The 24,514-nt window shown below is 42.3% G+C and carries 25 protein-coding genes; 4 read left to right on the forward strand and 21 right to left on the reverse strand.

All coding sequences use genetic code 11. The annotated features are described in order from the left end of the window. The first annotated feature begins 141 nt into the window (after positions 1-141). Both OCV27_RS10885 and OCV27_RS10890 read left to right on the forward strand, forming a co-directional pair. Positions 142-2,262: an LruC domain-containing protein gene (locus OCV27_RS10885; RefSeq protein WP_420919485.1), complete on the forward strand. Its 2,121-nt coding sequence runs from the start codon at positions 142-144 to the stop codon at positions 2,260-2,262. 13 nt (positions 2,263-2,275) lie between these two features. After that, positions 2,276-2,752: a hypothetical protein gene (locus tag OCV27_RS10890; RefSeq protein ID WP_125321057.1), complete on the forward strand. Its 477-nt coding sequence runs from the start codon at positions 2,276-2,278 to the stop codon at positions 2,750-2,752. Positions 2,753-2,810: 58 nt separating this feature from the next. Here OCV27_RS10890 and OCV27_RS10895 read toward each other — a convergent pair whose 3' ends face one another. Then, the gene (locus OCV27_RS10895) at positions 2,811-3,341 is read right to left on the reverse strand and encodes an elongation factor P hydroxylase (RefSeq protein WP_125321075.1); all 531 of its coding nucleotides are present in this window, start codon (positions 3,339-3,341) and stop codon (positions 2,811-2,813) included. Between the two features lie 214 nt (positions 3,342-3,555). On the opposite strand from OCV27_RS10895, the gene OCV27_RS10900 reads away from it, so the two are divergent. Then, entirely contained in the window at positions 3,556-4,188 is a 633-nt protein-coding gene (locus tag OCV27_RS10900) for a trimeric intracellular cation channel family protein (protein WP_125321055.1), read from the forward strand. A gap of 52 nt (positions 4,189-4,240) precedes the next feature. On the opposite strand, the gene aroC is transcribed toward OCV27_RS10900, so the two are convergent. After that, positions 4,241-5,326 carry a chorismate synthase gene (gene aroC, locus OCV27_RS10905; protein ID WP_125321053.1) on the reverse strand — a complete coding sequence of 362 codons (1,086 nt, stop codon included), beginning with the start codon at positions 5,324-5,326 and terminating at the stop codon, positions 4,241-4,243. Between the two features lie 156 nt (positions 5,327-5,482). After that, entirely contained in the window at positions 5,483-6,415 is a 933-nt protein-coding gene (prmB, locus tag OCV27_RS10910) for a 50S ribosomal protein L3 N(5)-glutamine methyltransferase (RefSeq protein ID WP_125321051.1), read from the reverse strand. Positions 6,416-6,477: 62 nt separating this feature from the next. Here prmB and smrB point away from each other — a divergent pair, with 62 nt between their 5' ends. Continuing rightward, positions 6,478-7,008 carry an endonuclease SmrB gene (gene smrB / locus OCV27_RS10915; RefSeq protein WP_125321049.1) on the forward strand — a complete coding sequence of 177 codons (531 nt, stop codon included), beginning with the start codon at positions 6,478-6,480 and terminating at the stop codon, positions 7,006-7,008. 15 nt (positions 7,009-7,023) lie between these two features. On the opposite strand, the gene flhB is transcribed toward smrB, so the two are convergent. The 18 genes from flhB to OCV27_RS11005 all read right to left on the reverse strand — a co-directional run bounded on the left by flhB (position 7,024) and on the right by OCV27_RS11005 (position 24,506). Beyond that, a complete protein-coding gene (flhB, locus tag OCV27_RS10920; protein WP_125321047.1) occupies positions 7,024-8,154 on the reverse strand; it encodes a flagellar biosynthesis protein FlhB in 1,131 nt (376 codons plus the stop codon). Between the two features lie 10 nt (positions 8,155-8,164). Next, positions 8,165-8,947: a flagellar biosynthetic protein FliR gene (gene fliR, locus OCV27_RS10925; RefSeq protein ID WP_125321045.1), complete on the reverse strand. Its 783-nt coding sequence runs from the start codon at positions 8,945-8,947 to the stop codon at positions 8,165-8,167. Positions 8,948-8,958: 11 nt separating this feature from the next. After that, positions 8,959-9,228: a flagellar biosynthesis protein FliQ gene (gene fliQ / locus OCV27_RS10930; protein WP_125321044.1), complete on the reverse strand. Its 270-nt coding sequence runs from the start codon at positions 9,226-9,228 to the stop codon at positions 8,959-8,961. Positions 9,229-9,240: 12 nt separating this feature from the next. Continuing rightward, positions 9,241-10,065 (reverse strand): flagellar type III secretion system pore protein FliP, encoded by an 825-nt coding sequence (gene fliP, locus OCV27_RS10935; RefSeq protein WP_420919486.1) that lies wholly within the window; start codon positions 10,063-10,065, stop codon positions 9,241-9,243. A gap of 47 nt (positions 10,066-10,112) precedes the next feature. Next, positions 10,113-10,523 (reverse strand): flagellar biosynthetic protein FliO, encoded by a 411-nt coding sequence (gene fliO / locus OCV27_RS10940; protein ID WP_125321042.1) that lies wholly within the window; start codon positions 10,521-10,523, stop codon positions 10,113-10,115. A 3-nt stretch (positions 10,524-10,526) separates the two neighbouring features. Next, entirely contained in the window at positions 10,527-10,937 is a 411-nt protein-coding gene (gene fliN / locus OCV27_RS10945) for a flagellar motor switch protein FliN (RefSeq protein WP_125321041.1), read from the reverse strand. A gap of 17 nt (positions 10,938-10,954) precedes the next feature. Beyond that, complete coding sequence (gene fliM / locus OCV27_RS10950) at positions 10,955-12,010, reverse strand: flagellar motor switch protein FliM (protein WP_125321040.1); 1,056 nt, start codon at positions 12,008-12,010, stop codon at positions 10,955-10,957. A gap of 7 nt (positions 12,011-12,017) precedes the next feature. Continuing rightward, complete coding sequence (fliL, locus tag OCV27_RS10955) at positions 12,018-12,515, reverse strand: flagellar basal body-associated protein FliL (RefSeq protein WP_125321039.1); 498 nt, start codon at positions 12,513-12,515, stop codon at positions 12,018-12,020. 36 nt (positions 12,516-12,551) lie between these two features. After that, positions 12,552-14,489: a flagellar hook-length control protein FliK gene (locus tag OCV27_RS10960; protein ID WP_125321037.1), complete on the reverse strand. Its 1,938-nt coding sequence runs from the start codon at positions 14,487-14,489 to the stop codon at positions 12,552-12,554. 156 nt (positions 14,490-14,645) lie between these two features. After that, positions 14,646-15,086: a flagellar export protein FliJ gene (fliJ, locus tag OCV27_RS10965; RefSeq protein ID WP_125321036.1), complete on the reverse strand. Its 441-nt coding sequence runs from the start codon at positions 15,084-15,086 to the stop codon at positions 14,646-14,648. Between the two features lie 3 nt (positions 15,087-15,089). After that, positions 15,090-16,415 (reverse strand): flagellar protein export ATPase FliI, encoded by a 1,326-nt coding sequence (fliI, locus tag OCV27_RS10970; RefSeq protein WP_171360019.1) that lies wholly within the window; start codon positions 16,413-16,415, stop codon positions 15,090-15,092. Further along, a complete protein-coding gene (gene fliH / locus OCV27_RS10975; RefSeq protein ID WP_125321034.1) occupies positions 16,415-17,215 on the reverse strand; it encodes a flagellar assembly protein FliH in 801 nt (266 codons plus the stop codon). Before fliH ends, fliI begins: the two co-directional genes overlap by 1 nt. A gap of 24 nt (positions 17,216-17,239) precedes the next feature. Further along, on the reverse strand, positions 17,240-18,289 hold the full coding sequence (gene fliG / locus OCV27_RS10980; RefSeq protein ID WP_125321033.1) for a flagellar motor switch protein FliG: 1,050 nt from the start codon (positions 18,287-18,289) through the stop codon (positions 17,240-17,242). After that, positions 18,282-19,967: a flagellar basal-body MS-ring/collar protein FliF gene (gene fliF, locus OCV27_RS10985; RefSeq protein ID WP_125321073.1), complete on the reverse strand. Its 1,686-nt coding sequence runs from the start codon at positions 19,965-19,967 to the stop codon at positions 18,282-18,284. The genes fliG and fliF overlap by 8 nt, the downstream gene beginning before the upstream one ends. Positions 19,968-20,046: 79 nt before the next feature. After that, positions 20,047-20,358 carry a flagellar hook-basal body complex protein FliE gene (fliE, locus tag OCV27_RS10990; protein WP_125321032.1) on the reverse strand — a complete coding sequence of 104 codons (312 nt, stop codon included), beginning with the start codon at positions 20,356-20,358 and terminating at the stop codon, positions 20,047-20,049. Positions 20,359-20,454: 96 nt separating this feature from the next. After that, positions 20,455-21,855, reverse strand: coding sequence for a sigma-54-dependent transcriptional regulator (locus OCV27_RS10995; protein ID WP_125321031.1), 1,401 nt, complete (start codon positions 21,853-21,855; stop codon positions 20,455-20,457). Next, entirely contained in the window at positions 21,855-22,916 is a 1,062-nt protein-coding gene (locus tag OCV27_RS11000) for a sensor histidine kinase (RefSeq protein ID WP_125321030.1), read from the reverse strand. Before OCV27_RS11000 ends, OCV27_RS10995 begins: the two co-directional genes overlap by 1 nt. 123 nt (positions 22,917-23,039) lie before the next feature. Continuing rightward, positions 23,040-24,506: a sigma-54 dependent transcriptional regulator gene (locus OCV27_RS11005; protein WP_125321029.1), complete on the reverse strand. Its 1,467-nt coding sequence runs from the start codon at positions 24,504-24,506 to the stop codon at positions 23,040-23,042. Positions 24,507-24,514: the final 8 nt, after the last annotated feature.

The following is a 24,514-nucleotide window of genomic DNA, read 5'->3' on the forward strand; positions in this document are numbered from 1 at the left end:
AAAGAATGACAAGCTTCTCACATTGAGAATTTCAACGCAAACCCTTGCAATTTCAAGGTCTCACATTATGGCACGCTGTGTGCTTATTAGAGGGTATTGAGTCAGTTTAGCGAGGAGTTCCCAATGAGAATAAAGCCTTTGATGTTGCACATTCCCCTACTTGCCATTGCAGCTAGTCACAGTATGGATTTAGCTGCAGAAACACCCTTTACCTCATGCCCAACACAAGCCTTTTTATTTCAAAATCCATCGGGAACTCCAGTGTCTTATGGTGTAAGTATTGATGTGGGTAGCTACATCACATTAGATTCTAACCTTGGGGCATCAAAATTAAATGGGGTCGGATACAGCAAACATGATGATTTCATTTACGGTTGGGATTATGGCACGGCTTCTTTATCTCGCATTGATTCAACCTTTACTAAAACACTATTGGACGTTACTAAACCTTCTGGAACCCCAAGTTCTATCTATGTTGGTGACGTATCATTGGATGAAAATGCTTGGTATGGATACAGACCAAATTATGGCTTATATCGAATTGACTTAGACACCTTAGTTATGGAACTTTCCTCACCTCCAAATAGATTCGGCAACCCCGCGATTTTTGATTTAGCCTTCCATCCAGACAATGCACTGGCTTATTCTATTGACGCCAACGGTTACCTTTGGGAAATCAATGTCAATGCTGGTACAACAACAATGTTAAATCAATTACTCGATAAAAACGCGCTCGGATATAAACTAACGTTCGGCGCAGTCTACTTTGACGTTGATGGAAATTTTTATGCGAGTAACAACAGCAATGGTTACGTATTTAAAGTGGATATTAATGGCACCAATTCTTCTGCTGAATTCTTCGCTTATGGCCCTTCAAGTAGCTCCAACGATGGTGCCCGCTGCGCCCTAGCACCCGTTGAGCCGACTCAATTTACAGACTTTGGTGATGCTCCAGACACCTATCAAACGACTTTCGCAGAGTCAGGTGCTCGCCACGGTATGTCAGATCTTAAATTAGGCTCTGTCATCGATGGCGAAACAGATGGAAGCCCATACCCACTTAGTGATGACTCTTCAGATGGTGTAGATGATGATGATGGCATCCAGTTCCCAGTTCCTATTCAAGTTGGTCAAACCAGTAAAGTCATAGCCTCAGCATCTGGGACCGGCGATAACTCAGTGCTGAATGCTTGGATTGACTTTGACCGTGATGGTGTATTTGAGTCAAGCGAGAAAATCATTGCTGATCAATCAATGGCTGATATAACCAGTGACATCTTCTTCTCGGTTCCAACCTGGGCTGTCGCAGGGGATACTTGGGCTCGATTCCGTATATCAGACACTTCAGGCATTGGCCCAACAGGCGGTGTCCCCGCTGGTGAAGTAGAAGATTACCAAGTAGATATTACTGAAAGCGGTGTCGTCACTGAGCTTTATCCAAGCGGAGGTGGATACACATCATTCGCATATGAAGACCAATACCCTAAGAGTGGTGACTATGATATGAATGATGTTCTGATGAACGTCAAATACACTGAATACCAGCTTAACGGTCAGGTAATTAGAATGAAAATCGAAGGTAAACTTGCCGCTCTTGGTGGAGATAACCATTCAGGTTTTGCGATACGTCTACCAGATGTTGTCAAAGAAGACATAAAATCTGACTCAGTACAGCTCTATGTCAACAATCAACTGCAATCAAGTACAGTTCTCGAAACAGATACAATTGATGCAGTTTTTATAATTCAAGATGACCTTAAAGATATTGTGGAGGCGGGGGAAGCAGAAACGTGTACCATGTTTAGAACTCAAGAAAACTGCGGTACATCATACCGACCGAGCTGGATCCTTACTTTCTCTTTCAGCAACGCAGTTAATACATCAGTTATGCCAAACTTCCCCTATGACCCATTTATCTTTGCTGCACCTGGTCACTCCTATGGTGATATCGGTTATGAACTATCTGGTGGCTACCCTGGAAGAGATTTAGAGATACACCTCAAAAATCAATCACCCACTAGTAAATTCGATACTCGGTACAAGTCATACGGCGTAGATGCATCAAGTGGTGATACCCACTATCATAATGAAAATGGGCTTCCTTGGGCAATTGAAATCCCAACCTCTTGGCAGCACCCTTACGAACAGGTCAACATTCTCGAAGCATATAATAAGTTTGACGATTACGCTCAAGATGCCAGTGGGCGTACAGAACCAACTTGGTATGAAAGCTTCCAAAATGACAAAATTTTCATAGATTAGAGGAGAAAGGATTATGCATATCATACACACAAAAACTTTGATTGGGTTTGCAATGCTAATATCTGTCTCCGGCTGTGGAGGAGGTGGTGGTGGAGAAGGTGGCAGTAGCACTGGTAGCTCTCCATCGAACTCGACACCCAGTGTCGTAGCGGCCAGTACAACTAGATTAACAGACGTCAAAATAGACTATAACAACAGCTTAACGTCTGTTTATAATGTTGATATTGATGTTTCTCTTCCACATCTAGCAGCTTCTCAAGTATACATATCGGTTTGTGACAATGCGGGCGGAGGCATAGAATCTATCAATTATGATAACTGTTTACTTAAAGCATCATTGCAGTCTGGAACTGGGAGCTACCAACTACGTGTTCCCAACCATTGTGAATCATTGATAGCGGTTGTGAGTATCATGGAGCCCGACATAAACCCTTTAGTTTATACACTAAACCACAACAACCAAGCAGAAACGACCTGGCTGATTCAGTAATCAGCTCAAAAGATCCTAGGTACAACAATAAAAGCGAGTCATAGAATATGGCTCGCTTTTATTTCACTTCAAACATTGAATAAACTATATCTGGTTGGTGATAGAAACAACTGAGAGCTTGAGAAAGCATACGAATACGTAAAGGAAAACCATTAGCGAATATATCACCGACCTCTTTATGCACTTTCCGCATAAAAGCCAATCTATCGGGTTCAAAATCACCATTAAGATTGTCACAGCTCACCGTAAATGGAAAACCAGCACTTACAGACAATATCCATTCGTACGCTTGCGGACGTATTTCCACTTTTTCAAATTCTGCCTGAGAGACTTCAGTGCGGCCATCAGGCTCATACCAATAACCAAAATCTTCCAAAAGACGACGTTTGGGCCCGGCAACACACCAATGAGAAATTTCATGCAGAGCTGACGCGTAAAATCCGCGAGCAAAAAGAATTCGGTGGTTAGCATTTATCTCATCAGCTGGAAGGTAAATGGGTTCATCGTGCCCTAGCTCTAACCGAGTGTTGTACTTAAGAAGAAACGTATCGTTAAATATATTGATTAAATCTTGGTATTGATGGCTCATTAGATCTGGCGTTGTCATAAATACTACTCTAGATATTGTCTCATTTTAGCTTTCAGTTGCAACATCTACCTTATTAGCATTAGAAATACTTATGCTAAATACTCTTTTATGGTGAGAAAATATCATTCGTCATAGATCACATTTCACACTAGAATCCTATTGATTATTTTCAGAGTAGTCAATTTACATCTCACTCGTTACCTAAGGTGAAACAATGTTATTAAGTATTTTGTATATCATTGGCATCACGGCTGAAGCCATGACTGGGGCACTAAGTGCTGGTCACAGAAAAATGGACTGGTTTGGCGTTATGCTAGTTGCCAGCGCAACAGCTATTGGTGGCGGGACTGTACGTGATATTTTATTGGGACATTACCCACTTGGCTGGGTCGAAAATCCTCATTTTCTCGCGATTACCTGCATTGCTGGCATAGTAACAACCGGCTTAGCAAAATGGATTATCAAATTCAAAGGTCTGTTTATACGTTTAGATGCCCTAGGATTAATAGTATTCAGCATTATAGGAACCAAAGTGGCTATGGAAATGGGACTCCACCCATTAATTTGCATAGTATCAGCACTGGTCACTGGTGTATTTGGAGGACTACTGCGTGATTTGATCTGCCGTCAGACCCCTTTGGTATTGCACGGAGAACTGTATGCGTCAGTTGCGATTATATCCTCCAGTCTTTATCTTAGCCTCCTTGAATTTGGAGTTCATGATGTCACAGCAACTATATCTACATTAGTGATTGGTTACCTAATACGAATGGCCGCAGTTCGTTTCAAATGGCGCTTACCTTCATTTCATCTTGAAAGTGAAGAAAGTGAAAACTCTCTTCACTAAGTCCAAGTTATTTAGAAATTAAAAACGGCCCCTTTCAAGGAGCCGTTTTTAATTAAATTTCAGGGGTATCTGTATTGACCGCATGATTCTGTCCTCGATGACGAAGCAGATGATCCATAACAACGATTGCCAGCATTGCTTCAGCAATAGGTACAGCCCGAATCCCCACACATGGATCGTGTCGGCCTTTGGTTATAACTTGAGTAGGCTCTCCTTGCTTAGTAATCGTATCCCCAGGTACCGTAATACTCGATGTTGGCTTAAGGGCAATATTCGCGACAATATCTTGACCTGTAGAAATACCACCCAATACACCTCCAGCGTGATTACTACCAAAGCCATCCGGAGATAGAGTATCTCGGTGCTGACTACCTTTTTGGCTTACAACATCAAAGCCATCACCAATTTCAACACCTTTGACCGCATTAATACTCATTAATGCATGTGCTATATCTGCATCTAAACGATCAAAAACGGGTTCACCTAGTCCAACAGGTACATTCGTAGCGACAACTTGCAGCTTCGCACCAATAGAATCTCCTTGTTTTTTGAGATCTCGTATCAATTGGTCAAATGCTTCAACTTTATTAGTGTCTGGACAGAAAAAAGGGTTATTTTCAATTTCATCCCAGTCAATCGAATCAATTGAAACATCACCCATTTGAGCAAGGTAGGCTCGAATTTCGATACCAAATTCTTGTTTAAGGTATTTTTTTGCAACGGCACCAGCAGCAACTCTCATTGCTGTCTCACGTGCAGAAGAACGACCACCACCACGATAGTCTCTGATACCGTACTTTTGATAATAGGTATAGTCCGCGTGTCCTGGGCGAAACTTGTCTTTAATCTCTGAGTAATCTTTCGAGCGTTGATCGGTATTTTCAATTAGTAAGCCGATTGATGTACCTGTCGTTTTACCTTCAAAAACACCAGATAAAATTTTAACTTCATCAGGCTCTCGACGCTGAGTGGTATAACGGGAGGTTCCAGGGCGACGACGATCAAGATCGATCTGAATATCTGCTTCCGTAATGTCAAGTCCCGGTGGGCACCCATCAATAATACAACCTAATGCGATACCGTGACTTTCCCCAAATGTAGTTACTCGGAAATGTTGTCCGATACTATTTCCTGCCATTATTTCCTCTACCTCAAACTGTAAATAATAACTTACGCTTTAAATTTTAATAATTTCATAGTCGCTTTATTAGAGATTGATGTAAACCCCTAAACAGATCTATTTTTCTTTTAACAATACAAAAGCGCCAAGCTATATTAGGACAACTGACTAGCGTTAATCTTTGTAGATAGAAAACTCGGTAGCATGTTCAAGTAATTGCGCCCGAGTCAACATAAACACACCATGACCACCATTCTCAAATTCAATCCAAGTAAATGGAATGTGCGAGTATTGATCCGTCATATGCACCATTGAGTTACCGACTTCACATATCAGAATTCCTTTTTCTGTAAGGTAATCAGGTGCGTTAGCAAGAATGCGTCTCACTAACTTCAAGCCATCTGTACCAGCAGCCAAACCAAGTACAGGTTCATGAGTAAATTCATCAGGCAAACAATTCATATCCTCCTCATCCACATAAGGAGGATTAGAGACAATTAAATCATATCTTTCTTTGGTAAGGTCTCTAAATAAGTCCGAACGGATTGGAAATACTTGCAGCTCCATTCCGTGATCCTGTACATTTTGCTCAGCCACTTGCAAAGCATCCGAAGAAATATCGATAGCATCAACTTCCGCCTCAGGAAAAGCATAGGCACAAGCGATAGCAATGCATCCACTACCTGTACAAAGATCCATAATCCGAGTTGGCTCTTCAATTAACCAAGGCTGAAACTCAGCTTGAATCAACTCACCAATTGGTGAACGAGGAATAAGAACTCTTTCATCGACAAAAAAGTCTAAACCACAAAACCAAGCTCGATTGGTTAAATAAGCGGTAGGAGTCCGCTCATTAATACGTTTAACGACTCTTTCTACAACACGTAAACGCTCACTGCTGGTTAATCGAGAATTCAGAGCATACGGAGGAACATCGATAGGCAAATACAGTGTAGGAAGAATAAGCTGCAGCGCTTCATCCCATGCGTTATCGGTGCCGTGTCCATAAAAAAGGTTAGCAGCGTTGAAGCGGCTCACTGTCCAGCGGATCATATCCTGAAGCGTGTGTAACTCAGACACTGCCTCTTCTACAAAAATCTTATCCAAAATTGCCTCCGAAAAGCGCTACAATACTGCCAATAGCATTTTATTTAAGTATCTAAAACCAAATGAGCAAAAAAGACACCGAAATTAATGACGATTTCGCCCTTTTTAAGGATGCAGTACAAGGCGTTAAAAAGTTACGTCAGGATACCATAGTCCAGCAAACAAAAAAAAATACTAAGCAAAAAGAAATAACTCGCCAAGCCCGTGAAGCGAGTGATACTGAATTTTATTTTTCTGATGAGTTTGTTCCATTACTGAGTGAAGAAGGCCCTACTCGTTATGCACGCGATGATGTTTCTCAGTATGAAGTCAAACGACTACGGCGTGGTGTGTATGTTCCAGATGTTTTCCTAGATATGCATGGCATGACGCAAAACGAAGCCAAACGTGAATTGGGGGCGATGATCGCTTTTTGTATCAAGAATGAAGTCAGTTGCGCCTGTATCCAACATGGTATAGGTAAGCATATTCTCAAACAAAAAACGCCTTTATGGCTAGCCCAGCATCCAGATGTCATGGCATTCCATCAAGCACCATTGGAGTTTGGTGGTAATGGAGCCTTGCTAGTCTTATTATCTGTTCCTGATAAATAAATTCATTAGGGAATGCTACTTTCTGTATTGTGGTGGAATAGGTAAATCGGAGGCTTTAAAGTTCGGCCGCTGACCACCACGTTTGCGAAATTGTTTTAACTGAAATACGTATGCTAATACTTGAGCAACAGCGGTAAATAAGCCATCAGGAATCGCTTGCTCTAATTCAGTAGAGTGGTATAGAGCTCGAGCTAATGGAGGCGCTGGTATCACATAAATATCATGCTCTCGGGCAACCTCACGGATTTTTAAAGCCATATGATCACTACCTTTGGCAACAACAATCGGGGCTTTGTCTATGTCTTGTTTATACCTTAATGCAACAGAAAAATGCTCAGGGTTAGTCACAATAACATCAGCATGTGGTACTTCTGCCATCATACGACGCTGCGCTGCTTCCCTTTGTAGCATTCGAATACGCCCTTTGACTTCTGGCTTACCTTCAGTTTCTTTATACTCGTCTTTGATTTCCTGCTTAGTCATTTTAAGTTGATTCGCATGCTGCCAGATTTGAAATGGAATATCGATTGCCACAACAATCAGCAATGAACAGCTAATCAAAAGTACAAAGTTGAGCAAGATATCCAAAGCATGGAAAATGTTTTGTGGATAAACATCCAAACTGAGCTGAAACAAATCTTCTTGAGCCGCATTAATCAAATAAAAAGCCGCACCAGAGACTAAGATAACTTTCAAAATTGATTTAATTAGTTCGACCCAACTTTGCAGCCCCAACATACGTTTAAAACCACTTAAAGGGTTCATTTTTGACCACTTAGGCATGGCTGCTTCCACTGAAAAACTAATTCCCCCTATCCCAGCTGCACCCGCTAAAGCAGCGATGAAAAGGACTAAAAGAATTATGATCAACGGCCAAAGCAGTTCGCCCATAGCACCAAAAGCAATATCGAAAAGTTTTGCAAGATCGAAGATTTCTTCACGGGAAAGATTGAATAATCTTGCCATCAGAGTAAAAAGAGAACGTGAAAGCCACTCCCCAAACCACATCAAAGCAACCGCACCAATAACCAGTACCGAAACCGATGCTAATTCCTTTGAACGGGCTACTTGACCTTTTTCACGCGCTTGCTGCAATCGCTTGGGCGTAGCCTCTTCGGTACGTTCTTGACCATCTGATTCTGCCAATTCAGCCCCCCTAGCAATCTAAGCGAATAAAACGACATACTTGCTGTTCACCTTGTAACCAGAATAGCTCATAGTGGCTATACAGGCCTGATATGATATACCAACACAGTAGCAAACCAACAATAAGAGCAAATGCAAATCCAAGAGAGAATATATTCAACTGGGGAGCCGCTCGGGTCATCACACCAAAAGACAGGTTAATCGTCAACAAGGCAATAATACCCGATAGAGACATACTCAATGCAACTTGAAACATAGTACCAAGCCAGAGCGCAAGTTCTCTAAAGTCGACAGTATTGAGTGAACCGCTTCCAATAGGTAATGACTTAAAGCTCATCACTACCAGCATGATCATTTTAAGATGACCATCTGTGGCAAGGAAAAACATCGTCGCCAAAAACATAAATAATTGGCCGAGTAATGGCGTGTTTTGGCCATTCGCAGGATCCACCATAGAAGCAAAACCTAAACTCGACTGCATACCCAAAATCTGGCCGAGTATAACAAAGGTCTGGATCATAAACTGCGTAATAGTCCCCATAGCAACCCCAATTATGATCTGCTCAAGTACGGTCATAAACCCTTGTAAGGAAAGCAACTCAATATTATCAGGTACAGTAGGAACAGCGGGCATTACTGCAAAAGTAATTGCTAAGCCCAAATAAAGACGAACACGATTAGAGACAAAACGAGCACCAGTGACAGACATCACCATCAACATGGCTGCGATTCTGGTATAGGGCCAAAAATAATTCGCAATCCAATCCAATACTAAGTTAGTTGGATACTCCACTCTCACCCACCTTAGTAAAGAACCTGTGGCAGACGTTCAACTATTGAGAAAAAGTATTCCATTAACATCTGTGTCATCCAATGAGCAAATACCATCATAGCCAACAAGGTCACCACTAAACGAGGCAAAAAGCTTAATGTCTGTTCATTGATTGATGTCGCCGCCTGAAAAATCGCGACGACCAATCCAATCAATAAGCTGGGAATTATAATGGCGCATACCATGATCAGCACCATCCATAAAGCATCTCTAAATAACTCAACAAATACTTCAGGTGTCATGCTTCCCTCCTTCTACAAGGCAAAGCTGCCAGCCAGTGTAGACAAAATCAGATTCCACCCATCAACAAGTACAAATAGCATTAACTTGAAGGGCAAGGAAACAATCATAGGAGATAGCATCATCATACCCATAGCCATTAATACTGAAGCCACAACCAGATCTATGACTAAAAAAGGTAGAAATAACATAAAGCCTATCTGGAAAGCAGTTTTAAGCTCTGAAGTAATAAAAGCAGGAATTAAAACAGCCATAGATACATCTTCCGGCCTTCTCACATCTGAACCAGCAATATTGACAAAAGTTTCTAAGTCTTTAACACGAGTTTGTTTGAGCATAAAATCTTTCATCGGGATTTGAGCTAGGTCAAACGCTTTGCGTGCTGTTATCTTCTCACTAATGTATGGCTGAATAGCATCTGTGTTTATCTTATCAAGAACAGGTGACATGATAAAAAATGTCAGGAAGATAGCAATACCAATAATAACTTGGTTAGAGGGTGTTTGCTGTAACCCCATAGCTTGACGAAGAATCGACATGACAACAACAATCCGAGTGAATGAAGTCATCAAAATAACCATAGCAGGCAGAAAGCCCAACATGGTCATTAACGCCAAAATCTGCAGGTTAATCGTATAGTCTTCACTGCCGTCTGGGTTAGTTGTCATGGTAAAAGCGGGAATACCCCCACCTCCTCCAGAAAAGCTACCCGTTGCAATTGTTCTCGCAGCTCCTTGCTCTTTCTCCATGGCAGAGACCGTCACCCCCTGTGACGGAGCTGCGTTGTTGGGTATAGGAGTAGGAAGCGATTCTTCAGATAAAGACAAAGTTGAATACATTGTCAAAAAAAATGCCAATACGAATGATAGCAGCCTGCTAGTATTTCTCATTTTTTCTTCAATATCTGAGTTAATTGGGTCGCAAAGGGGGAATTTTCCAGCGCCGATTTATTAAGCTCTTCCTGATTCAACGGAGTGTCCAGCTTAGAAATGAGCTGCACTGACTGTGAAGTCACTCCAACCAAAAACTGTTCTTCACCAGCTTGAACAATCACCACTCGTTCACGAGTTCCCACTGGAAGCTGACGAACAATACTTAATCCACCTTGGTTGATCATTGAAGGAACTCGCATACGCTTCAATAACCAAGCAAGAAACAAGATGAACGCAACAACAAATAGCAAGGATCCAAAGGTTGTTACCCAGTCTAATTGCTCGCTAGCTGCCCCTTCAGCTAAAGCAGCAGGTGAGATAGCTAACAGAGTCAAACAGCTGATTCTGTTCAAAAGACTTACCATACCTTACCTTAACTTCTTGATTCGTTCAGTTTGGCTAATAACATCAGTCAAACGAATACCAAACTTATCATTAACAACTACAACCTCACCATGAGCGATCAAAGTCCCATTAACCAAAACGTCTAGAGATTCACCAGCTAAACGCTCAAGCTCAACAACCGAGCCTTGGTTAAGTTGCAGTAAATTTCGAATACTTATCTTTGAACGCCCAACTTCCATAGAGATGGTGACGGGTATATCTAGAATCGAATCTAGTTTACGGCGCTCATCATCGGAGATAGGTGATGCTGTGTCTTCAAGCTCATCCAGCTGTGCAGACATAACCTCATCCACGTCCACCTCTGGTGCATCGGGATCTTCACCCAAAGCTGCAGCCCATTCATCAGCCAATCTTTGGTCTTCAGTCGGTTCCATACCTAATTACCTATTTACTAATCTTCTATTTCACCATCATCTTCTTCTAGTTCAGAGATGACGTCCTTACCCAAAAATGCAATATCGGTTTTCACGACATCAGGGCGTTTGATTTTTTCGTATACTTGTACTGCAAGCATTTCACCAGAACGCCCCATTTTCACTCTATACGTAGGTAGCTCCTCGACAAACATAGTTGCGTTTTCAGGCATAGTTACCGGAATAACATCACCAGGCTGGATCTCCATCAGATCCCTAAGAGAGATATCTTGCTCAAGTAAATTGACTCTAAAGTTAACCGGAACATCCATAATTTCATCACGTAGAGCACTACTCCAACGGACATCAGTTTCCATCTTGTCAGATTGAACACCCGCATCGAGAAGTTCTCGAATCGGTTCGACCATTGAATAAGGCATGACCACATGAAAGTCACCTCCACCTCCATCAACTTCGATATGAAATGAACTGACAACAATCACCTCCGTCGGGCTTACTATATTCGCCATACTCGGGTTAACTTCCGAGTCGAGGTATTCAAACTCGACTCCCATAACAGGTGACCAAGCTTCTTTATAATCTTCAAAAACGATTTTGAGCAGCAACTGGACAATTCGGCGTTCTGTTGGAGTAAACTCACGACCTTCAATTCGAGCATGATAACGGCCGTCACCACCAAAAAAGTTCTCCACCAATATGAACACCAACCGAGCTTCCATGGTGACAAGTGCAGTACCTTTCAGTGGTCTAAAACGTACCATATTTAAACTCGTTGGTACGTAAAGTGTGTTCTGATACTCACCAAACTTCATCATTTGCACGCCGTTTATTGAGACCTCGGCTGCTTTTCGAAGCATGTTAAACAAGCTAATCCGCATATGGCGGGCAAAACGCTCGTTAATCAGCTCCAATGTTGGCATTCGACCACGAACAATGCGGTCTTGTGATGAAAAATCGAAATCTACTGAAGATCCGCCTTTACCACCACCGCCACCACCATCATCACCATCATCGACATCATCGACACCATGGAGAAGTGCATCAATTTCATCTTGACTTAATAGATCAGTCACTATTCACCTACTGTATTACAAAATCAGTAAACAACACACGCTCAATTACCGGCTGACCGACTGCTCGGCTTAAACTTGCTTTGATATCGTTTGTTGCTTTTTCTCGCAATTCTACTCGTCCATTAACATTCCTAAGCTGCTCAACTGTAGCGGAAGCAAATGTACCAAGTAGTGAGCTTTCTATTAACGGAGAGTGGTAACGTGCGAGATTTTCATTTTCAAACCCTCGCACCATTAACTGTACTTTGATTTGTACCAATCGTTCTTTGGTATCACCCGTGACATTAAAAAGAAATGGCTGGGCAATATTGACGTAAGAAACAGGCTCTGATGAAGCGACAACTTCTTGTTGAACAACTTGTTCCTCATCTCCTGATTCATCTGATCCCATTAAAAAAAATGCAGCTCCACCGCCACCGACTAGCAATACAACAACAGCGATGATGATAACTAACAGCTTACCTTTACCTTTGGGTGCTTCTGTTTCAATTTCTTCGTCGGCCATATATGTGATTCTCTATTTTTCTTACTTTTCTATAGTTTAAGCGTAATAACTGATTCCATCACGCTTTGTTATGACATTCAAATCAAGATTGACGTCTGGTTCAAGGTTTTCGTCACCAGCAAAGGGTTGATTACCGTTACCTTGACCATTATCGGGCCCATTTCCAGCATAACGGTTTTGTTGTTGACCCGAAGATTGTTGCTGGACAGAAGAATCCCCCAACTGCACCCCTTGTTGAGACAACATCTCACGTAAGCGAGGCATGGATTGTTCTATTACATCCCGTGCTTGTTGATTTGCTACTGTAAAATGTACCGTCGCACCATCCCCGCCCATATTTAAACGAATTTGGAGCCGACCTAGTTCAGGAGGATCAAGACGAATATCAACACTCTTAAGGTTTTTCGACATCATCATCTGGACACGCTCTGCAACCTGCTCTCCTGCCACTTCTCTATTTAATGGCATAGGTGTCTGAGCTGAAGCCTGATCAGAACGAATCTGAGTGTGTGTGTTATTACTCTGCTGCCCAACGGCTTGCGATAATTGTTGAGCTAGACCAAGCTCTTGGCTTTGACTAGCTCCCTGTTTTGAGGCGGCATTCGCTAACTTACCAAGTGATCCCGCAGCTTTTGCTCCTATAACAGCTTTCAACATGGCTTGTTCACTGGCAATGGGAACCGCTGCTGCTGCATGCTGTAATGGATTTACGGGAAAATCATTTACAAGAGGCATATTCGCCACAACCTGTGACGTTTGTTGATTGCTGATTACCGATTGATTTAAAGCTTGAGGAACAGTCTGAGACAAATTAGTGTGTTGCGCCTTATATTTTGCTTCAACTTTTAGTGGCATTTCATCTACTGTAATTTCATCAATCGATGCAGACCATGGAATGACAGAGGCTGAAGTTGCCGCTAGTGGGTCAAGGGAGGTGTTTAAATTCACCTTACTATTAGTGGAAATGTCATTAGTAGTATTATTCTGTTGAGCTGAAGACAATTTTCTCAACTCAGTATTTACTGCTTTAGCAATAGGAGTAATAGGAGTTGGAACACTTTCTAACATGGCCTTATTTTTGGCAGCTTCAACAATCTGCTCCAATTCAATACCTGTTACTCCTTGCGCCTTGAGCTGAAGTTTAAGCTTCTCAATATCGGCATTAATGGCGAGTTCAACTTCATTCGGTTCAACTGCATTGGCACTAACTACTGTATTAATGGCTAGTGGAGTATGATAATTAATACCTGAATTCAAAGGCAGGTCGGTTACCAACTCTTCAGGCTCAATAAGTTGTTGAGCTGTTTCTGGGATAATTATACTCTGTCGCTCAGAAACACCATTTTGAAGCAAAATCCGTTTGGCATTCGCTGGATCAGTAACCTCTTTAGTAACGACATCACTCTCACTAAGTGCTTGTTGCACAACCTCTGTATCAAGTCCTGGATGAATTTCTTCCACCATATCATTAGAAATTGGTTGAACTTTGTTAACCATTAGTGGCAATCCATTGCCGTCTTTAGGCTGCAAAGCTTTGTTAGCTTCATTAAGCCGTCCAAGCAGCGCACCATTCTCAGATACTATTTTTTCTGCATCACCATCTGGTACATCTGCAATAACTTCTGTAGCCAGCATTTTGCTGCTAGCTACCGGAGAAGCTACAGCATCAGTTTTAATGTCTTCACCCTTCAACTCAGTCACAGATGCACTGCTCTTATCCAAAGTAACAGGCTCCTCATCGCCAAGCTCACCTTCGAGATTAACCTGTTGTTCTAACATGACTTTAGTGCTTTCTTCACCTTCTGTAAGTGATTCAGTGGCGACCTTGTCTGTGGATATTTCCTCACTAGCTTCACCTTTGATAAATGCAGCCAACTTAGAGAAAAAACCTTCTGATTGCTCAGTATCTTTAGACTGAGAAGTCGATGTCGTCGCTTTAGAAGAGTCCGAAACTGGGTTAAGATTTACATTCATAAACAGAGCACTCACATATAATTGAGAGAACAGCCACAGCTAATTATTAAAACAAATGAACAGCGGCGCAGCATTATTTAATGATGTTTAACCAGCAAGAAATGCGCCAAAGACAAAGAGGGTGGCTATTTGTCTTAACACAGCGCGCTATCTAGCCTAATTTGCCGGACGCCGAGCAAACTGCAGAGCGGAAAATTCATCCATCTGTTTTTGCTCTCGAATATACTGTATTCGTTCTTTCTCTTGTCGCTTTTTCTCAATGAGCCACTCATAGGATCGGCGCTGCTTTCTGCATTCAGCCCAATTTTGTTCACAATTTTCTACTTGTGATAGAAAATGTTGTTCCGCTTGTTTCTGTTTAGATAAAGTCTCATCGAGAGTTGTGAGAAATCGATTCAGATGCATGTACTGACTTGCCGTCAAACCCTGCTTACCTTTCTCAACAAGTTGTTCACAATAATCTAAACGATAATGTTCTATTTGTTCCAATTGCTGGTAATAATCTTGTAATTCAGACCGAGCTTGGCTTAAAGCAAGTACCGCTTGGTTCTCACGTGTGGTAGATTGTTCGAGTAAAAAAACGACAGCATTATCCATATATTACTCCTCGCCTTGTAGTAGGTTACGCAGCATACTAATGCTCATGTCGAAGGGTACTGTTTCTTTCATGCCTTGTTGTAAATAGCTATCTAATCTTGGTTTGAGTGTAAATGCACTATCGATTGCTGGATCAGACCCTATTTTATAAGCACCAATAGAAACTAGATCTTGGTTTTTTCTGCACACAGATAGTACCTGTCGTACTGCTTTCGACATAAGCATTTGCTCTTCGTTAGTTACCTGTGGCATTACTCGACTTACCGATTTTTCAACATCTATAGCTGGGTAGTGTCCGGCATCTGCCATTTCTCGCGATAAGACAATATGCCCATCGAGAATTGCACGTGATGCATCTGCAATAGGATCTTGTAAGTCATCACCTTCAGTAAGAACGGTAAAGAAAGCCGTTATGGAGCCATATTCTTGGTTACCGTTACCTGCCCGTTCGACTAAAGCAGGCAATTTAGCAAATACAGAGGGTGGGTAGCCTTTGGTCGCAGGTGGCTCACCAACGGACAAAGCAATTTCTCGCTGAGCTTGAGCAAAACGAGTCAATGAATCCATCAATAGCAATACATCTAGACCTTGATCGCGAAAGTATTCCGCTATGGTCAAGGCTGTTTGGCACCCCTTGAGACGCATTAATGGAGAAGAATCGGCTGGCGCAGCAACAACGACTGAACGCTGACGACCGTCCACACCCAATATTTCCTCGATAAACTCTTTAACCTCACGGCCCCGCTCACCAATCAGCCCGACTACAACTACCTGAGCAGTCGTACCGCGAGTCATCATACCTAAGGTTACAGATTTACCGACACCAGAACCCGCAAACAGACCAATACGTTGGCCCTTACCAACCGTCAATAACCCATTAATCGCTTTAATACCAACATCCAAAGGTTCAGAAATAGGTTTGCGAGATAAAGGGTTAATAGGTTCCGAGCTAAAGGTTGCCCGTTTTTCTGTGTACAAAGGACCAAGTCCATCAAGTGGATTTCCGACGCCATCAATGACTCGACCCAATAGCTCCATACCAACTGGCAAGCCTGAATCTGTTGTCAACGGGGTCACTTTTGCTCCGGGCAAAACCCCAGTAATTTGCTCACTTGGCATGAGAAAAAGATTATCCCCAGAAAAGCCCACTACTTCAGCGTCCATATGACCATGAATAGTTTCAACTTGGCATAGACTACCAATGGGGGCACGGCACCCAGTAGCTTCCAGAGTAAGGCCTATCACTCGAACCAACTTACCTGACGCTACAGGACGACATGTCAGACCTTCAGTTTGGTAATCCGATAGACGCTGATCCAGAGCTAACATTATTCACCACCTTGATGATGGTTTGCACCACAAAAGCTTTGAAGCACGCTGCGAATTCTGTCTTCTAATCGGTAGTTAACACTTGATTCTCCAGCTTCAATTTGTAGATCTCCACGATTTAAAGCAGGCTCTGGAACAAGAAGCCAATTGCGAAACTCTAATTCTCTTTCTCCGTAGGAAGAGCGCACTGTATCAACGTCGTCAGGGTGAAGTTTGAGTGTGATGGAGTGGCCTGAGATTGGCAATGATTCAACCGACTGTTTAACAGTATCTAAAATAACTTGAGGATTAGTCTGAACTTCCACGTGGACAACTTCTTTAACTAACATCAGTACCATATCGACGATCTGTTTCTCAACCTGAACATTGAGTAATTCAAGTGGTTGAGCAAACTGGTTTGCCAAGCTAACAAATGTACTAATTTGCTGTTGAATCAGGTCTTGCCCTGCCTCTACGCCTTCTACTTTACCTGCTTCAAAACCCTGCTGATGGCCTTCACTATGTCCTTGTTCTTTTCCTTTTTCATGCCCTTGTGTAAATCCTGCCTCTTGGCCTTGTAATAAACCGTTTTCATAGGCCTGTTGCTTTATTTGCTCAATTTCTTCTTCTGTTAGCTCTTTCGGTGCTTCTTGCTGAGGTTCAGGAAGAACAGGCATCCAGCTAGGGTCATAATTCATTGCTGTATCTTTAGCTTGAGTGCGAGTATCCGATGAATAATCCGGCATACCCCACAACTCAGTCTTATGAGCTAGGTCCCCGTCCTCTATACGTAGATATCCGCGCTTTCTTTCCTCTGACATTGCTCTATCACCTAACTTTCAAAACTATAAGAATTCATCTGCGCCACCACCCAGTACGATATCACCTGAGTCAGCCATTTTACGGGCAACAGCCAATACTTCTTTCTGAGCTGCTTCAACATCCGATACTTTAATTGGTGCCATGGCTTCAAGGTCATCTCGCATAAGTTCAGCCGCTCGTTTAGACATATTTTTAAATATTTTTTCACGTAGTGCATCGTCGGCACCTTTTAGTGCTCGTTGCAAGGCATCTTGTGGAACATCACGCAGCAACTTTTGAATGCCTGAGTCGTCCACTTCGATAAGGTTCTCGAACACAAACATAAGATCTTGGATCTGTGTGGCCATGTCTTCATCCTGCTCGCGGATCTGTTCCATCATGATGCCTTCCATCTGGTTATCCATAAAGTTCATGATTTCTGCGGCTGCTTTAGTACCACCAATCTTGGCAGCTTGAGCACCCGCTTGACCGGCAAACTGTTTCTCCATAATTTCATTCAACTCAGCGAGGGCTGAAGGCTGAACTTCTTCTAGGGTGGCAATTCTCATAACTAAGTCGAGAGCATCACGTTCGGCGAACTGTGTCAAAATCTCGGCAGACTGGTCAGGCTCTAGGTAAGAAAGCACTATGGTTTGAATCTGAGGGTGTTCGTTGATGATAATACTGGCCACTTGACGAGGGTCCATCCACTTCAGTGAATCCAATCCTTTTGACCCTGTCCCTAGTAAGATTTGATCAACAAGGTTGTTAGCTTTATCTTCACCAAGAGCAGCCACCAAGGCGTTACGCATGAAGTCTTCACTACCCATACCTATATTGGTGTATTTCTGAATATCCTCTAAGAATGCGCGGTGAACAACACTGACTTTTTCCTGATTAAAGCTTGCTGCTTGCGCCATCGAACTACCCACTCGCTGTACTTGCTTAGGTTCTAGATGGCGAATAATTCCGGCTGCATCTTCTTCGTTAAGACTCAGCAAAAGGATCGCGGCACGCTCTTCACCGGGTACACTCTCTATATCTATGGTGTTCTCTTCACCACCCTCACCTTGAGGGGCATCATCATTAGCCATCTTCCATCCAGTTCTTAACTACTTGTGCAGCGAGTTCAGGCTCGTTTGCTACTAGAGCTCGAACAGCCTTAAGCACATCTTCATCTTTATGGAGGTTGGGCAAGTCAATACTAGATCCAAACTCAAACAACTCTCCACCATCCATATCGCCGCCAATCAGGCTTGTTTCACCGTCAGCACCAATTGGTAATCCATCAGGTCCATACATATCGTCGTCGTCTTCTGAAGCTGGATTGAGTAGCTTCTTCATCGCAGGGCGAACCAACACAAGCACAATTACGATGATAACGAGAGCGCTGGCCAACCATCTCATCCAGTCATTGAAGTTCGGGTGCTCCCAGATAGGAACATCCACTTTAATTTCAGATTCTGGTTCAGCGAACTGCATACTAAGTACGTTCAATAAATCACCACGATTCTCATTAAAACCTACAGTACCAATCAATACTTCACGAATTGACTTCAATTCAGTTTCAGAAATAGGCTGATATGATTTTTCACCAGTATCAGGATTAACTGTTGAGCGGTTTTTTATTGCAACTGCTACCGTTTGACGGTTAACAATACCTGTCTGACGCCTTTCATGACTAATTGTTGTGTCCAGTTCAAAATTACGTGTTGCCTCTTTATGTACCGATCCTTGGCCAAATAAGGAACCATCTTTCATTTGAGCAACATCCTGCGGAATAGATGCATCAGCAGGAGGCTGATTACTGAGTGCACCAGGGACTCCGGCAACCACATTACCATTATTGTAGTCTTCTAACGTGTATTCGCTTCGAGTAGAAGGCGTATTGGGATCAAAACGTTTACGAGTTTGCTCTACCGCGCTGAAATCAAGCTGAATATCCACCTGCGCCGTATAATTACCAAAACCAAGAATAGGGATAAGTACAGAATCTATTTTTTCACGCAAGGCATCTTCTTGCTTGCGCTCCAATTCATGCTCTTTTCGCCGAGCTGCCGATGCGGGGTCCTGAGAGCCAGAGCTCAATAAGCGGCCATGCTGATCAGTTACTGTAATTCGATTCGGTTTCATGCCTGGAACCGCACTTGCAACCATATCTACTACAGAGTCCACCTCTTCTTGTTTAAGAGAAGTCCCCATTCGTAGTGTTAAGAAAACAGAAGCTGATGCCTCCTGATTATGTCGCACAAAAACACTTCGTTTAGGTAGTGCAAGTAGTACACGCGCTTTACGTACTTGCTTCATTTCTTCTATGGCTGTAGAGAGTTGAAGCTCACGACTCAGTTTAAGTCGCTCTTGTTCCAAACGCTGTGAAACACCAAATCCCATATCCTGCATCAGGATGTCATTACCCGCGTGCTTTTCAGTGTTCAATCCAGCACGGACCATATCTAATTTGATTGAGTTGTAGTCACTGGCAGGTACGGAAATCGTGTTACCATCGAGGTTGTAGTCTATTTTTTCTTGATCGAAGTAATCCAATACTGGGATAAGCTCTTCGGTCTCATAAGCACCTAGAGGGCGCATTTCAGGTTCTCGAACCCAGAAAAATAACATCACAATTAAAGCAACACAGATAGAGATAGAAAAAACGAGTACAACTTGGCGAAGAAGATCTAGGTCTCCGACAGCCATATCGAATTTTTTCGAACTTTGCTCATCTAGATCTGGATTCTGAATATCACTATCCAAATCTGATGTTGCGACCATGGCGGTATCCGGAGCTCCTTCCGCTACGGCTAGGTCTGTTGATTGGTTTTCTTCTTCTGACACAGACAATACCTATCCATTAAACTGGCATATTCATTAATTCTTTGTACGCTTCAACAAGCTTGTTACGTACCTGAATAGTAGCTTCGAATGCAACGCTCGATTTGTTTCGCGCAATCATTACGTCAGACAAAGATATATCCTCATCACCACGATCGAATCTCATTTGTAAATTGCTCGAGGTTTTAGACAACCCATTCACATTGTTGATAGCGTTATTGAGCAAATCTTTAAAATCACTGCCTACCGACTGACCTGTTGCAGTCGGCTTTGTATTCGCCGCCTCAAACATCATAGCTTGCAGTTCACCTTGAAAACCATCCACTTTCATTGCAACACCTCAACCGTCAACTCTTTGACCATAGTCCTTGTTGTTAAAATAATCTGCAATCTACATGCCATAAAGTTTAGCTAAAAAAGCAGCACTTTAGTTTGGGATGTCGATACCTGCATCCCTCATTTTTGCTAGCTTATAACGCAGTGTTCGAGGGCTAATACCTAGCTTATCTGCCATATCCTTACGCCGTCCGTTACACTCAGCTAGAGTATCCAAAATAATGGCATATTCCTGTTCACGTAACTCTCCCCCTAACCCAGAAGTTATAATGAGATCATTCTCAACTTCAGCTAAAGGTTTTATATTTGGTGCACAAATCTGCCCAGTTTCAACTATTTGCTGCAAACTACACGCATCTTGCCAATCTAGCCCCTCAAGAAGTATATGTTCACAAGCAATCTCGTCATTCTCACTTAAAATAAGAGCTCGTTGCACAACATTATCTAACTCTCGAACATTGCCTGGCCAATGATAGGTAAGGAGTTTATTCAAGGCCGCTAGTGACAATTTAGGAACTGGTAATCCCAGCTTTTTACAGTGGCGTTCAATAAGGTGGTTAGCAAGGGGTTCAATATCACCTTTACGTTCACACAATGCCGGCCATGCTATTGGAAAAACATTTAAGCGGTAATATAAATCTTCTCGGAAATTACCCTCTTGAACATAAAGCTTGAGGTCTCGGTTACTAGTAGCCAAAACACGCACATCGAGTTTAATACTCTTGCGACTTCCCAAACGTTCTACTTCACGCTCTTGTAGAACGCGTAATAATTTAGCTTGCAGGTTCAAATCCATCTCACTAATTTCATCGAGTAAAATGGTTCCACCTTGAGCTTGTTCAAATTTACCTGGGCAAGCCTGCACAGCTCCTGTAAAAGCGCCTTTTTCGTAACCAAATAAGGTAGCTTCCAACATATTATCTGGGATAGCTGCACAATTAATTGCAACAAAAGGACCATCTTTACGATTGGAGGCATTGTGAATGTACCGTGACATAACTTCTTTACCTGAACCACTTGGTCCAAGGACCATAACGTTGGCATCTGTTTTTGCCACTTTTTCCGCCATCGCCAATAATTTGAGGCTTTTTTCATCAGCAACAACAGCATAGCCATTATCGTCTGATTTATTGGGAGCATACCGACTGACCATGTTGAGCAACACTTCTGGTGCGAATGGTTTCGCCATATAATCTATAGCCCCATCTTTCATCGCTGAGACTGCATCTTCAATATTAGCGTAGGCGGTCATTAGTAACACAGGTATGTTCGGCCAATGTTGCTTTATATTACGCAGTAAGGCCAATCCTCCCATGCCTGCCATTTGTACATCAGATACAACCACATCAACAGAGTGTGATTTGAGTTTAAGCAAGGCATCTTCAGCGCTATCTGCTTCTAGCCACTCATATCCTGCTAAAGCGAGAGTGTCCGCTAAGGCTTCGCGCAAACCTTCATCGTCTTCTACGATTAGTACTTTGCTTTGCGTCATTATCCTTCTCCTGTGATTGTCTTAGGCTCAGATTGTGAATTGTTATCAAGAGGGATACAGACAGTAAAACAAGCACCTTCCCCTTGCTCTGATATCAGCTCTAACCTACCATCATGAGCACGACATACCATCTGCACCACAGCGAGCCCAAGTCCAGTTCCTTGAGTTCGAGTCGTAAAGAATGGCTCCATAATTTGATTCTGTAATTCTTCCGGTATCCCAGGTCCATTATCCTGGACAGAAATCTTAAGCTCATTTCGCACTGCTCTAAAAAACACATCAACTTGTGACTGTTTTCCTGCAATTTGAATAGCATTCATGACTAGATTACTTAATGCTGATGCTATCGCATTAACATTACCTAATAACTGAACTCGGTTTTTCTCGATTTCAAGATGATAATCAATCTGATTGTTCTTTAAGGCCGTTTCAACCATAGGTGAAAATTCAGAGACCAACTCAGAAATAGTGAAAGGCTTCACCACCTTATTATCACCGCCTTTGGCAAACAGCAGCATATCGTTAACTTGCTTTTCAAGATCATGTAGACGATCCATTAACTTAGTTTGAAAACGTTGTTTAGTCTCTGCGGTTAGGCTAGGAGCACCTAGGTTTGACGCATAAAGCATCGCACTAGATAAAGGAGTTCGAACCTGATGTGCTAACGAAGCAACCATTTTCCCTAATGAAGACAAACGCTGAAGGTCGCTAATACGCGATTGTAAAAGTCGCGTTTCCGTTAAATCAGTAATAAGAATTAATTGTCCCGTGGCCGAAGCAGAAATGGCAAGCCTCACCTTACGACCATTTCGTAATGAGACTTCATGCCCATCATCCTCACGAGGAGAAAAGGCATCTTGAATAACTTCAAACCATTTCTGCCCGATAAGTGGCATTTCTAGCAGTCTTTGAGCTTCAGGGTTAGCTTCATGCACTACACCTTGAGTATCCAGCAAGATAACGCCTGCTGGCATAACATCTAATACTTGCTTGTATCTCTCAACTTGCTCTTCAATAGTACCAAGTGGTTTTTGAGTTATCATAGCTTGAGCTGCTTGCATGTCGTATTTCTGCCTTTAAAAACAACAATAGTCTGGAATGCAAGAAGCAAGCCAGACTATTGTTGTTTAAATTCAGCAAGTTAAGTGACAGTCGGAATTTTGACGACACTAATAATTGACGCACTAGCGTTCAACATTGTACTTGCGCATCTTCTCAACAAGAGTTGTTCTTCGCATACCCAACATATCTGCAGCTCGCGCGACTACTCCATCTTGAGCCTCTAAAGCTTGGTTAATCATATTCACTTCTAACTCTGCTAACATCTCTTTCAAGTTCACCCCTTCTGGAGGCAATTCCTGAGGAGCATGGATATGATCATGTATACCGTTAGCCTTCTTAAGGCTGAAACCTTCCGAGAAAATATCTTGTAATACATCGCGTTCTTGCTCCTCTACCGAAGCAAATGCATGATATTCAGGATGAAATTCAGGAATATCACTATAACGATATTTCGTTGGTAAGTGGTTTACATCCACTAAGCTATTAGGATAAAGGATAACCATTCTTTCGACTAAATTAGCCAGTTCCCTTACATTACCTGGCCAATTATGTTCCATTAATGAATTAACTGAACGAGGGCTAAAGCAAATAGGTTGACTCCCTTCAGACTCCATTCGTACCATCAATTCCTGAAGTAATAGAGGCACATCATTAATACGATCACGTAAAGGGGGCATTTCAATAGGGAAAACATTAAGGCGATAGTATAAATCTTCTCGAAAAGATTCATCTTTTATCATATTTTCTAGGTTACGATGAGTTGCAGCAATAACACGTACATTAACTTTTATTGTCGCGTTTCCACCAACCCGCTCAAAACAGCGTTCTTGCAAAACTCTAAGTAGTTTAACCTGCATTGGCATTGGCATATCACCAATTTCATCCAAAAATAGAGTGCCACCTTCAGCTAATTCAAAACGTCCTTTACGAGAAGTAATAGCCCCTGTAAAAGCCCCTTTTTCATGGCCAAAAAGCTCACTTTCAAGTAAGTCGGGGGGAATAGCACCACAATTAATTGGCACGAATGGCCCTGTTCTACGTGTAGAATGGTAGTGAATGTTACGTGCCACAACTTCTTTGCCCGTACCGGACTCACCCAAAATAAGAACACTTGCTTCAGTAGCAGCGACCTGCTCAATAAGATGTCTCACTTCCTGAATACCAATACTTTGCCCAACTAGGCTGCGGAACAAGGTATTATTTCGAGAGGCTGACGCAAGGCTAACCCCTTGACGTCCAAGAAACTCTTTACAATGACGAAGAGCTTCACTTAACTGTGGATAATTTAAAGGATATTCCAGTTCACCAACATAATTGGTCATTTCTTCAACTGGATAAGAATGAGTTCCTAGGATAAGCAAAGGAATGTGATTTGCTTTTAAGATTTGACTGGTCAATTGAGGTGAAAAATCCTGATTTTTCAACGATCCAATAATACAGCCAGCCCAAACATTGGACCAATCTACGTCGTTTAACTGTGTAGAACTTATCGGTTCACACTGTTCTCCAACGAACTCTAATATATTACTCAGATCGATGCGTGCTTGAGCATCATCTTCAATTACGAGCAGCTTAGCTAAACCTTGCATAGGTGAGA

This window comes from Vibrio pectenicida, assembly GCA_024347015.1.
GTDB lineage: Bacteria > Pseudomonadota > Gammaproteobacteria > Enterobacterales > Vibrionaceae > Vibrio > Vibrio pectenicida.